The 11668-nt window shown below is 76.0% G+C and carries 8 protein-coding genes; 1 reads left to right on the top strand and 7 read right to left on the bottom strand.

Features of this window, described 5'->3' with window-relative positions:
- Positions 1-2 precede the first annotated feature (2 nt).
- The 3 genes from AMOR_RS14135 to prmA all read right to left on the bottom strand — a co-directional run bounded on the left by AMOR_RS14135 (position 3) and on the right by prmA (position 2667).
- Complete coding sequence (locus AMOR_RS14135; protein ID WP_248362216.1) at positions 3-1028, bottom strand: RDD family protein; 1026 nt, start codon at positions 1026-1028, stop codon at positions 3-5.
- A 62-nt stretch (positions 1029-1090) separates the two neighbouring features.
- Positions 1091-1813: a 16S rRNA (uracil(1498)-N(3))-methyltransferase gene (locus AMOR_RS14130; RefSeq protein WP_248362212.1), complete on the bottom strand. Its 723-nt coding sequence runs from the start codon at positions 1811-1813 to the stop codon at positions 1091-1093.
- Positions 1810-2667 carry a 50S ribosomal protein L11 methyltransferase gene (prmA, locus tag AMOR_RS14125; protein ID WP_248362209.1) on the bottom strand — a complete coding sequence of 286 codons (858 nt, stop codon included), beginning with the start codon at positions 2665-2667 and terminating at the stop codon, positions 1810-1812. Before prmA ends, AMOR_RS14130 begins: the two co-directional genes overlap by 4 nt.
- 113 nt (positions 2668-2780) lie before the next feature.
- Here prmA and AMOR_RS14120 point away from each other — a divergent pair, with 113 nt between their 5' ends.
- Positions 2781-5477, top strand: a complete 2697-nt coding sequence (locus tag AMOR_RS14120) for a response regulator (RefSeq protein ID WP_248362206.1) — start codon at positions 2781-2783, stop codon at positions 5475-5477.
- An 88-nt stretch (positions 5478-5565) separates the two neighbouring features.
- On the opposite strand, the gene AMOR_RS14115 is transcribed toward AMOR_RS14120, so the two are convergent.
- The 4 genes from AMOR_RS14115 to AMOR_RS14100 all read right to left on the bottom strand — a co-directional run bounded on the left by AMOR_RS14115 (position 5566) and on the right by AMOR_RS14100 (position 11655).
- Positions 5566-7287 carry a putative ABC exporter domain-containing protein gene (locus tag AMOR_RS14115; RefSeq protein WP_248362203.1) on the bottom strand — a complete coding sequence of 574 codons (1722 nt, stop codon included), beginning with the start codon at positions 7285-7287 and terminating at the stop codon, positions 5566-5568.
- A 5-nt stretch (positions 7288-7292) separates the two neighbouring features.
- On the bottom strand, positions 7293-8075 hold the full coding sequence (locus tag AMOR_RS14110) for an ABC transporter ATP-binding protein (protein WP_248362200.1): 783 nt from the start codon (positions 8073-8075) through the stop codon (positions 7293-7295).
- Positions 8072-10126, bottom strand: coding sequence for an OPT family oligopeptide transporter (locus tag AMOR_RS14105; protein WP_248362197.1), 2055 nt, complete (start codon positions 10124-10126; stop codon positions 8072-8074). Before AMOR_RS14105 ends, AMOR_RS14110 begins: the two co-directional genes overlap by 4 nt.
- Positions 10127-10269: 143 nt before the next feature.
- A complete protein-coding gene (locus AMOR_RS14100; protein ID WP_248362195.1) occupies positions 10270-11655 on the bottom strand; it encodes an APC family permease in 1386 nt (461 codons plus the stop codon).
- Positions 11656-11668 lie beyond the last annotated feature (13 nt).

The raw sequence follows: 11668 nt of genomic DNA, 5'->3' as shown, positions 1-11668 counted from the left end.
GGTCAAGGCGCCTCGACCACCCACGTCCGGGCGAGGAGGTCGTGCAGCGCCCTGCCGCTGACCGTGAACAGGGCGAGGAGGAGCCCGAGGCCGAGCACCGCGACCGACACGACGGACAGGATCGCGCGCCCGGTGCTGCGACCCAGAGACGGGCGCGCGCCGTCCGGCCCCACGACGCGGAGCCCGGCGATCCACTTGCCGAGGGTGGCGCCGGCGAGCGCATGGCAGAGCGTCTGGTAGACCAGCAGCAGGATCACCGTCCCGACCGCCACCGGCAGCGTCACCCCTGCGTCCGCGGCGACCGCGCCGAGGCGGCCCCACGTCGAGCCCACGCCGTCGCCCGCCTGGAGCGCGCGGAGGGCGAACACGAGCAGCGCCACGAACGGCGCGCAATCGATCGCCCATGCGGCGATGCGGCGCCACGTGGGAGCGCGGCGGAGGTGCACCTCGACGGCGTCCACCTCGGGATCGGGGAGCGCGCCGAGGTCGAGCGCGGGCTCGGGGCTCGCCTCGGCCGCGAGGGCGGGGCCTCCGGGCTCCGAGGCCGCCGCGACCGACGCGCGCGGGAGGCCGGACGGCTCGGGTCGGGTCGCGACCGGACCGGGCGCATCGAGCGGCGGCGCGCGCCCTGCGGCGGGACGCGGCAGGAGGCCCGTCCGGGCGGAGTCGGCGGGGAGCGGTAGCTCGCCGGGCGCGAAGGTCCGATCGGCGGCGCCCCCGAGGGCGGACCCGAGGTCCCAGTGCGAGCGCGAGGGGTCCACGACGGCGGGCGCGCGCGCCGCGACGTTTCGGGTCCGGGCCGGCGGCTCCGGTACGGGATCGAGGCGCTGCGTGAGGTCGCCCTGCGTCTCGGCGAGCGCGAGGGGCGCCGTCGCGACCGGCGTCCGCACGGCGGCGCGACGATCGAGCGAGACGGACGCGTCGAGCGGCCGGACCGAGGGCTCCGGACGGAGCGCGAGGGGCGCGCCGCACGCGGGGCAGAAGACCGCCCCGTCCATCGTCTCCTGCTGGCACCGCGGACAGCGCACGCCGGGAGGCTACGGGCGGAGGCGACGGGGGTCAAGCAAGCGGCCCCGCGCGCGGCGGGTCATCACCCGAGATCGCCGAAGCGCGCCTGGAGGAGCGTCACCGACGCGATGGCCGCGGTCTCCGCGCGGAGCACGCGCGGGCCGAGCCCGGCGCGGCGGGCGCCCGCCCGCTCGCACGCCTCGAGCTCGCCCGGGGTGAGCCCGCCCTCCGGTCCGACCACCGCGGCGTACACCGGTGCGCCCGTCGGCGTCGCCGTCGCGAGCGGCGCGCCGCCGGGGTGGAACACGAACGTGGCGGCGCCGGGCGGCAGCGCGGCGAGCGCGGCGGCGAGGGGCGCGGGCGCGAGGACGTCCGGCACGTCGGCGCGCCCGCACTGCCGCGCCGCCTCCTCGGCGATCCGCCGCCAGCGGCCGGCGCGCTCCGCGCCCTTCTCCGCCTCGAGGCGCACGACCGACCGCTCCGCCGCGAACGGCGCGATGACCGCGACGCCGAGCTCCGTCGCCTTCTGGACGACGAGGTCCATCTTCTCGCCCTTGGAGAGCGCGAAGAGCAGCGCGATCTCCGCGCCGGCGCGCGGCGCCTCGCGGCGCGGCCCGAGGGCGAGCGCCTCGAACCCGGGGCCGATGGTCGCGTCGTACGCGCCGCCTGCGCCGTCGAAGACCTCGATCGCCGCGCCGGCGGCCAGCCGGAGCACGTCGCGCAGGTAGTGACGCGCCTCCTCCGTGAGCGCCGCGCGGTCCCCGGCGATCCGCGCCGGAGGGAGGTGGACGCGCCGGACGGTCACGCGTGCTTCTTCCCCAGCGCGAGGAGCGCCCACTCGCCCTCGAGGCGGTCGCCGCCCGGGACCGGCGCGAGCCCCTGCGCGACGTACGCGGCGCGGACCTCGTCCGCCTGCGGCGCGAGGATGCCGGAGAGGAGCACGACGCCGCCCGGGGCGAGCTGGGCGGCGAGCTGCGGCGCGAGCTCGACGAGCGTGTTCGCGAGGATGTTCGCGACGACGAGGTCGAAGGGGCCGCGGATCGCCGGGAGCGGCGCGACCGTCAGCTCGAGCGAGGCGCCGTTCCGCTCGGCGTTCTCCCGCGCGACGTCGACCGCGACCGGATCGTTGTCGTTCCCGGCGACGCGGCCGGCACCGAGCTTCCGCGCCGCGATGGCGAGGAGGCCGGAGCCGGTGCCGACGTCGAGCACCGAGGCGCCCGGGCGCGCCGCGAGCAGGTCGGAGAGCGCCGCGAGGCAGAGCGAGGTGGTGGGGTGCGTGCCGGTCCCGAACGCCATCCCGGGGTCCAGCACCACCTCGGCGAGGCCGGCGGGGACGGGCGCGTCCACCCACGACGGGCGGACGAAGACCCGGCCGATCGTCATCGGACCGAGCCCCTTCTTCCACGTCTCGCCCCAGTCCTCGTCCGGCACCTCGGCGACGGCGCCCCCGAGCGCGGCCGCGGCGGCGCCGGCCGCGTCGAGGTCGGCGAACCAGGCGACCAGGATCGCGCGGCCGGGCGGCGGCACCGGGAGGCCCGGCATCGGCGTACCCTCCCCGTCCCGCACCTCCACCCCGCTCGCGCCGTGCTCCCAGAGCTCGGCGGAGAGGTCCTCTGCGCGCGGCTGATCGGTCTCGAGGGTGACGGAGTAGGTCGGCACGCCGTGTAGGTACCCGGTCCGCGTCCGCGGGGCCAGCCCCTCCGCCATGTGCGATATCGATTCCGGCCCGCGTTTCTCGGGATCCGCCGATCGGCGGTACCATGCCGATCACCATGAGCTTTCACGTCCTCCTGGTCGAGCCGGACACCGGGCTCGCCGAGGAGATCCGCCGCGCCTTCGGGCCGGCCGGCTTCTCCGTCACCGCCGTCTCCGCGGGAGAGCCCGCGGTCGAGAGCTGCAAGCAGGCGGTGCCGGATCTGATCCTGCTCGCCGCCGAGCTCCCGGACATGAGCGGCTTCTCCGTGTGCAACCGGCTGAAGCGCGCGCTCTCCACGGTGCCGCTGCTCCTCTACACCGGGGAGGCGACGGACGCGGCGATCGAGGCGCACCGGGCGACCCGCACCCGCGCCGACGACTATCTCAAGAAGCCCTTCGACCTCGCGGAGCTGCTCGGCCGCGCCGCGGCGCTGCTGAACGCCGACGCGCCCGCCCCGCCCCCGCCTCCCGCGCCGCCCGCCGCGCCCCGGCTCGACGGGAGCGCTCCCGCGGCGGGCGACGGGGAGGCGCCGCCCGTGCTCCAGCGCGTCGACTCCGGGCAGGTCGCCGCCCGCGGCCTCGCCGCCGCGCTCGCCGCCGCGGGTGGCGCCGCCCCGCCGGTGCGCCCCCCGGCGCGGAGCGCGCCGCCTCCGGTCCCGCCGCCGGTCCCGGCGGCGAAGCCGGCCGCGCCCTTCGCCGGCGCACCGCCCCCGCCGCCCGCGGCCGCGCCGCCGCCCCCGCGGCCGCAGGCGACGCTCGGGAAGGTGAAGCCCGCGGCCCGCCTCGACCCGACCGACGTGCTCGCCGAGTGGCCCCGCGACCCCGCGCCGCCGAAGGGCACGCCCGACGAGAAGCTCGAGTACTTCCGCGACCGACTCCGCGCCCGCGACGCGTTCCTCGCGAAGCTCCGCGACGCGCTCACGACGCTCAAGGCGGAGGGGGCCGAGCTCGCCGGTGAGCGCGACCTGCTCCAGGGCGACCTCGCCGCCGAGCGGCAGCGCGGCGAGGAGCTCGACCACCGCCTCCAGGAGGCGGCGCAGGACGCGGCCGCCCAGGCGGCGCGCCTCGAGGATCTCCGGCGACAGCTCGACGAGAGCGACTCGACGCGTCGCTCGCTGTCGGAGGTGCTGAACGAGACGATGCAGCAGCACGAGGCCGCCGAGCAGTCCTGGTCGGCGCGCGTCGCGCAGGCCGAGGAGGCGCGCGCGCGGCTCGAGGCGGAGCTCGCCGAGGCCCGCGAGAGCCACGCGCGCACCGTCGCGGGGCTCGAGGCGGAGCGCGCCGAGGAGCGCGCCCGGTTCGAGGCCGCCCGCGCCGAGGCGGACACGGCGCACGCGGACGCCCTGGCGCGCGCCGACGCCGAGCGCGTCGCGGAGCGCGCGGACGCGGCGGCGACCCTCGCGGCGGCCGAGGCGCGGATCGCGGCCGGCGAGGAGCGCTTCGCCGCGCTCGCCGCGGAGAAGGAGGCGCTGGTCGCCGAGCGGGAGCGGCTCGAGGGCGAGGTGGCGGCCCGGGACGCGGCGCTCGCCGAGAAGGACGCGGCGTCCGCCGAGGCGCGGGTGGAGGCGGAGCGGCGGGAGGCGGAGCTCCGGGGCCTCGTCGAGGAGGCGGACGGCCGGACCGACGCCGCGCGCGGCGAGCTCGCCGAGGCGGGCGAGCGGATCGCGGCGCTCGAGGCCGAGGCCCAGCGCGCGTCGGCGGCCCGGACGCAGCTCGAGGAGCTGCTCAGGCAGGCGCGGGCCGAGACCCGCGCGTACGACGAGAAGGCCGTCGCGGCCGAGCACGCGTTCCAGGCGAAGGCGGCGGAGCTCGCCGCGGCGGAGCAGCGGATCGCGGATCTCGGCGCCGCGCTCGACGAGGGCCGCGCGACGGCGGAGGGGACGCGGGGCGAGCTCGCGCGCGTCGAGGGCGCCCGCGCCGAGGCCGAGCGCCGGGCGGCGCAGGCGGCCGCGGAGCGCGACCAGGTGGGGCGGGAGGTGGAGAGCGCCCGCCGCGAGGGGGACGCCGAGCGCGAGCGCGCGCGGCGGCTCGAGGCGGAGGTGCAGCGGCTCGCGAAGCTCGAGCCGGTCGCCGAGGAGGCCTCGCGGCTCAAGAAGGAGGTCGCCTCGCTGCGCGAGCAGGTCGGTTCCCTCCGCGAGCTCGTCCAGCAGCGCACGCAGGCCGCCGAGACGGCCTCGCGCGCCGCCCAGAGCGCCGCCGCGGAGCGGGCGCGCGCGGAGGAGCGGCTCTCGGTCGAGGCGGGGAAGATCCAGGGCTCCGCGGCGCGGCTCGAGTCGGAGCTCGGCGCCGCCCGGCGGCGGATCGCCGAGGTCGAGGCGGAGCGGAACGCGCGGGCGGCCGACGTGGAGCGCGCCCGCGCCGAGGTGGAGAAGGCCCGCGCGGAGCTCCACCGCAGCGTGGAGGACGCGGAGCGGCGCCGCCAGGCGATCTCCGCCGACGCGGGCGAGGTCGAGAAGCGCCACGCCGCGGAGGTGGCGCGCCTGCGGAACGCGCTCGTCGAGCTCGAGAAGCACCTCGAGGCGCGGGCGCGCGCCGAGCTCTCCGCCCGGAAGCGCATCCAGGAGCTCGAGGCGGCGTCCGCGGGCCCGAGGCCGCCGCCGATGCCGGCCGCCGATCCGGTGGAGACGGCGCGCCTCAAGGCTCGGCTCGCGAAGGTGGACGAGGAGCTCGAGGACCTGAAGGGCGAGAACGACTTCCTGAACGGCGAGGTCGCCCGCTACGTCCAGAAGAACAAGGACCTCGCGGCGGAGGTCGCGTCGCTGAAGGAGTCGTAGCGCGCGCAGGCGCGAAGCGCCGGAGTCGAAGGGCTCGGGGCGAACGGGTGGATGGAGCGAGCCGCGGGCCGGCCGCGCGGCGTGCGCCTCACGGCTCCGAGACGTCCAGGCGGTCGAAGGCGGCGCCGAGCGCGAGCGTGGCCGCCCACACCTCGACGACCAGCACGAGCGCCGCCGCGGCCGCCGCGGCGACCCACGCGGCGTGCGCCCCCGCGAGCGGCTCCACCGCCCAGGCCAGGACGGCCCCGACCACGCCCGGGGGGATCATCGCGACGGCCAGCGCGAGCAGGTTCCCGAGCGACATGAGCACGTTCATCCCGAGCGCCTCGGGCCCGCGCGGGCGGTCGCTCGCGGCCGCCCAGCCGGGCAGCAGCACCAGGATCCCGTTCTGGATGGCGACGAGGGCGAGCGAGAGCGCCGGGCCGAGGACCGCCGCGCAGGCGATGAATGCGGCCACCGTCGTCCCCTCGTCGACCGCCGCGGCGAGCCCCGCAGCCATGAACGGCAGCAGGATCCACTGCACCACCGCGAGGGTCAGCGCCGGCGCGAGCAGCGCGCCGCGGATGATGCGCGCGCCGCGGATGGGCAGCGACCGGAGCAGCTCCAGGCTGCCCGTGTCCGCGCGCAGGTCGGAACGGACGAGCCGGGGTCCGAAGACGACCGCCATGGCCCAGAGCGTCGCCGAGAGGACGCCGGCGCCGACGCGCGCGCCGCGCTCCAGCGCGAACGGCGTCGCGATCGCACCGAGCATGACCAGCATGGCCACGCCGGCGACGATCGTCCGGCGGCTCCCGAAGGCGCGTCCCCCGGCGATGAGGCCCTTCCAAAGGAAGGCGATCTCCGGCGGCCCCTCCGCGCGGAGCGCGAACGGCGGCCGGCGCACCTTCCCCGCCCGGAACGCGGCCGGCCCGCGGCCGGCGCGGAGCGCCTCGACGTTCCGCGCCCGGCGCTCCGAGGCCTCGAGCGACGCCTCCTCGAACTGCACGGCCGAGGACATCACCCACGCGTAGTGGAGCGCGAGCACCGTGAGCGCACCGGGCAGCGCCCCGAGGAAGTCGGAAGCCGTGCGCGCGAGGGCGAGGCGGACCGGCGCGCGGGCCGGCCAGAGGATCCACCGGAGCGGCGACGCGTCGACGGCGGCGGCCCAGGCCTCGGCGTACGCGGCGGTCGGGACGAACGGGCCCGGCGGAGCGACCCTGCGGATCCCCCAGGCGAGGAGCAGCACCGCCGCCGCGAGGCCGGCGAGGGTGAGCAGGCGGCGGCGCAGGCCCGAGAGCCCCGCCTCGGCCAGGCTCGCGCGCGTGAGCGCCGCCGCGACCCCGTGGAACGAGAGCGTCGAGAACGCGACCCACGCGCCGAGCGTGAAGAGCAGCGGGCGCCCGGAGAGGCCGCGGCCGAGGACGAGCGCGGTGAACGCCGCCCCGAGGAGGCTCGCCGCGAGCGCGCGGAGCAGCCGCCAGTGGAGGAGCTGGCGGCGGGAGAGCGGCGCCGGGAAGAGGAGCTGGACCTCCGCCTCGGAGAACGTGACCGCGGCCTTGTCGCCGCCGAAGACCCAGTAGAAGGAGATCGCGAGGAGGCCGAAGCCGGTGACCGCCAGCTCGACGAAGGCGCCCGGGGCCCCCGGCCGCGGCCCCGCTCCCCGGGCGGCGCGCCCGAAGACGAGCGGGACGAAGTAGAAGACCCAGTACAGGAGGCCGATCGCGGTCGCGACGAGGTAGCGCGGCTGCCGGACCCGCCTGAGCTGCGAGCGGACGCGGTTCCTCGCGCTCGCGAGGACAACCAGGGCGAGGGCGCGGAGGACGACGGGCACGGCGGCTACCGGGGGCGGACCGGCGTGGTGGGGAGCGGCTCGGCGGGCGCGGTGGTGATCGACACGAACACGTCCTCGAGCGAGGCGCCCGCGCCGGCGGCGCCGAGCGTCGCCCGGATCTCGTCGAGGCTGCCGTGCGCGACCATCCGGCCACCCGAGATCACGAGGACCTTGTGGCAGAGCTCCTCGACGAGCGGGAGGAGGTGCGAGGAGAGGACCAGCGCGGCCCCGGCGGCGGACCGCGCCCGGAGCGACGCCTTCATCTTGCGGATCGCGAGCGGGTCGAGGCCGGTGAGCGGCTCGTCGAGCACGATGAGCCGCGGGTCGTGGAGAAAGCCGCACGCGATCGAGAGCTTCTGCTTCATGCCCCGCGAGAGCTCTCCCGGGAGCGCTCCCTCCTTCCCGGCGAGCTCGAGCTCGGCGAGCAGCGCCCGCCCCTTCTCCTCCCAGCCCCGGACGCCGTACAGGCGCGCGACGAGGTTCAGGTGCTCCTTCACCGTGAGGTAGTCGAACAGCCGCGGCTCGTCGGGCAGGAACGCGAGCGCGCGCTTCGCCTCGACCGGCGCGGCCGCGAGGTCGTGCCCGCCGATCCGGATCCGCCCCGCGGTCGGGCGGACGATGCCGGCCAGGCACCGGAGCGTGGTCGTCTTCCCCGCGCCGTTCGGGCCGACGAGCCCGAGCACCTCGCCGGGCCGGAGCGCGAACGTGAGCCCGTCGACGGCGCGGAGGTCGCCGTAGACCTTGCCGAGGCCGGTGACCTCGAGGATCGGGTCACCCGCCCCGCTCATCCGTGGGTCGCCTGGGGCTTGCGGCCGATCCGGTAGAGGACGAGCGCCATGACGGCGAAGCAGATCACGCCGAGCAGATCGTAGCCGCCCGTGCCGAGGAGCCCGGTGAGCCGCTTCGTCTGGTTGAGCGGCCCCTCGATGAACTCCTTCCACCGCTCCGGCATCGAGAGGAAGGCCACGAGGACGCCGGTGATGGCGCCGCCCGCGACGAGGCCCGTGGCGAACAGGCTCCCCGAGCCGAGCTCCGACTCCTCCGGGGTCTCGCCCTTCGACCTCGCCACCAGGTCGACGATCCCCTTCACCGCGCCCCCCGCGAAGATGGGGAGCGTCGTCGAGAGCGGCAGGTACAGCCCGACCGCGAAGGAGAGCGACTTCACCCCGCAGAGCTCCATGGTGGCGGCGATGAAGACGCCGACGAGCACGAAGTGCCAGTCGAGGTTGAGGGACAGGAGCCCCTTGATGAGCGTCGCCATGAGCGTGCCCTGGGGCGCCGGGAACTTGGCGGTGCCGATGCCGTACACCTTGTTGATGACCGTGATGGTGAGGCCGATCACGATCGCGGAGGCGATGGCGCCGACGAAGAGCGAGATCTGCTGCGCGCGCGGCGTCGCGCCCACGAGGTGGCCGGTCTTGAGGTCCTGGCTCGTCGCGCCGGCGTTCGCCGCGGCGATGCAGACCATTCCGCCCACGACGAGCGCGAGCGGCTCGTAGCGCATGCCCGTCCAGCCGACGCCCACGAAGACCATCGCCGTCGCCATGAGCGTCGCGATCGTCATGCCCGAGATCGGGTTCGACGACGACCCGATGATCCCGACGATGCGCGACGAGACCGTCACGAAGATGAAGCCGAAGACGATCACCAGGATCGCGACGAGGAACCTCTGGAGGACGGAATTTCCCGGGATCTGCGGGAGGACCACGAGGAGCGCGACGAGCCCGACGGACCCGAGGACGACGGTCTTGAAGGAGAGGTCGCGCTCGGTGCGGGCGGTGGTGGCCGCCGCCTGGCGGTCCGAGAGCGAGCGGATCGAGTCGCGGAGCGACGTCCAGATGGTCGGGAACGTCTTGATGAGGGTGATGAAGCCGCCCGCGGCGACGGCGCCGGCGCCGATCTGGCGGATGTACGCGAAGTACACCGCGCCGGGCAGGTTGCGGAAGGCGTGGGCAGCGGCGTCGTAGCCGAAGCGCGCCGGGTCGTAACCGACCTTCGGGAGCTGGGCGGCGATGACGTCCGCCGGCACGAGGACCGCGAGGAGCGGGATGAGGCCGAGCCAGGCGAGGACGCCGCCCGCGACGAGCACGCCGCCGATGCGCGGGCCGATGATGTAGCCGACGCCCAGGTACTCGGGCGTCACGTCGGCGAACACCGTCGCCGACGGCAGCCACTTGTTCCTCTGGCCGGAGACCCAGGTCGGCGTCTCGGCGATGACCCCCATGAGCTTCTGGAGGATCGCGTACACGAAGCCGAAGCCGAGCCCCTGGTACGCGGTCTTCGCGAAGTCGCCGCCCTTCTCGCCCGCGATGAGCACGGAGGCGCAAGCGGTGCCCTCCGGGTAGAGCAGCGTCCCGTGCTCCTTCACGATGAGCGACCGCCGGAGCGGGACCATCATGAGGACGCCGAGGATGCCGCCCACCAGCGCGAGCGTGAACAGCGTGACGTAGCCGAAGTAGCCCGCGCCGATGGAGGTGCTCGTGCTCGGGTCGAGGGAGAGGAAGAGGAAGCCCGGCAGCGTGAACACCACGCCCGCCGCGATGGACTCGCCGGCCGAGCCGGTGGTCTGGATGATGTTGTTCTCGAGGATCGAGGTCTTGAGGAACTTCCGCCCGAGGCTGATCGCGACGACGGCGATGGGGATCGACGCGGAGACGGTCAGGCCGGCGCGGAGCGCCAGGTACACGGTCGACGCGCCGAAGATGATCCCGAAGAGCGCGCCGGTGACGAGCGCTTTCGCCGTGAGCTCCGGCATGACCCGGTCCGCCGGGACGTAGGGCTTGAACTCCTTGGACGGCGCGGGGCTCTCGACCTTCGGTGCCAGGCTCGGCTCGGCCATGCTCTTCCCTCGTGGCGGCGCTCGGGTGCCGCGGCAGGAAAGCATGGTTCCCGGCTGCTGTCGACTCCACGGTCAACCGGCGCGACGCGGCGCGGAACCGCGGTTTCCGAGGGGTTTTCGGAGGCGGCGAGGGGTCTCGCGGCTCAGGCGCCCGGCGCCGCCGCCGGCGGCACCTCGTGCCGGGCGCGGGGCCGCGACACGAGCCAGCCGAGGAGGCCGACGACCGCCGCGCCCGCGACCCAGCGCAGGCTCCCCGGCGAGAGGCGGAAGCTGTAGACGAACATCGCGATCGTCGCGACGACGTACACGCCGGCCGCGACGAGGGCGGACGGCCTCGGCCGGGCCCCGCCGCGCCGCGCCAGGGCGACCTTGAACAGGCCGGCCGCGGTGAGCGCGGCGAAGAAGGTGAGGATCGCCCCGAGGTTCTCGAGGATGTCGCGGAGCGGGTGGGTGAAGAGGATCGCCACCGCGAGCGCGCCCTGGAGGACGATCGCTCCGACCGGCGGCTTCCCGTCCTCGCCGCGCAGCGCGGCCGGCAGGTAGCCGTCCTTCGCCATCGCCGCGTACACGCGGGGCCCGACGAACGTCATCGCGCTCATCGCCGAGATGAACACCGCGACCGTGAAGAGCGACATGACCGCGCCGGAGCCGGGCCCGAGCAGGCGGGTGATCACCGCGTGGCCGAGCGTCACGCGGTCCGTGTCGTACCGGAAGACGACCGTGGCGTCGGCGGGGGTGAGGTTCGCGACGAAGATGAAGTTCACGACGAGGTACAGCCCCGCCACGAGGAGGCAGCCGACGATCATCGCCCGCGGCACGGTCCGCTCGGGCTTCTCGAACTCCTCGGCGGCGTACACGGCGGCGTTCCAGCCGCTGAAGGCGAACGCGATGAAGAAGAGGCTCGACGCGAACGCGGCGGCGGGGAAGCCGGCGCCCGGCGCGCCCGCGGTCCAGGTCGGCCAGCTCCGCTGCCCGTACACGAGCCCGACGACGACGAAGCCCGCGAGGAGGAGGGCCTTCACGACGATGAGCCCGTTCTGGACGCGCGCGCTCGTCCGGAGCCCGACCGCGTGGAAGGTGGTGAGGAGGACGATCAGCGCCGCGCCGAGGACCTGCGCCGCGGTGACCGCGACGCCCGGGCCGACCGGCACGATCCAGGTGGCGCCGAGGCGCGGGAACACCGTGCGCGCGAACTCGCCCGCCGCGAGCGCGTCCGCGGCCACGGGCGCCGAGAAGCCGACGAGCAGCGACGCCCAGCCCGCGATGAAGCCGAGCGACGGGTGGAGCAGGTCGGAGAGGTAGCGGTACTCGCCGCCCGACCGCGGGACGAGGCGCGCGACGTCGGCGTACGCGCGCGCGCCGGCGAGCGCGAGCAGCGCCCCCACCACCCAGGCGAGGAGGATGGGGCCCGGCGACATGCTCTGCGCCATGAAGCCGGTGGAGAGGAACACCCCGGCCCCGATCATGTTGGCGGCCACGAGGCCGACGCCGGGCCACAGGGTGAGCTTCCCGGCAGATCGCGCGTTCATCGGGCGCATGGTA

The sequence above is a fragment of the Anaeromyxobacter oryzae genome (genome assembly GCF_023169945.1).
Lineage (GTDB): Bacteria > Myxococcota > Myxococcia > Myxococcales > Anaeromyxobacteraceae > Anaeromyxobacter > Anaeromyxobacter oryzae.
Note: the sequence above shows the minus strand (reverse complement) of the source record. Positions and strands in the feature narration are given on the sequence as shown.

Bases quoted from the DNA above. Each gene is read 5' to 3' on its own strand.
- AMOR_RS14120 (WP_248362206.1), top strand. From the start codon at position 2,781: ATGAGCTTTCACGTCCTCCTGGTCGAGCCGGACACCGGGCTCGCCGAG.
- AMOR_RS14110 (WP_248362200.1), bottom strand. From the start codon at position 8,075: ATGAGCGGGGCGGGTGACCCGATCCTCGAGGTCACCGGCCTCGGCAAG.
- AMOR_RS14105 (WP_248362197.1), bottom strand. From the start codon at position 10,126: ATGGCCGAGCCGAGCCTGGCACCGAAGGTCGAGAGCCCCGCGCCGTCC.
- AMOR_RS14100 (WP_248362195.1), bottom strand. From the start codon at position 11,655: ATGAACGCGCGATCTGCCGGGAAGCTCACCCTGTGGCCCGGCGTCGGC.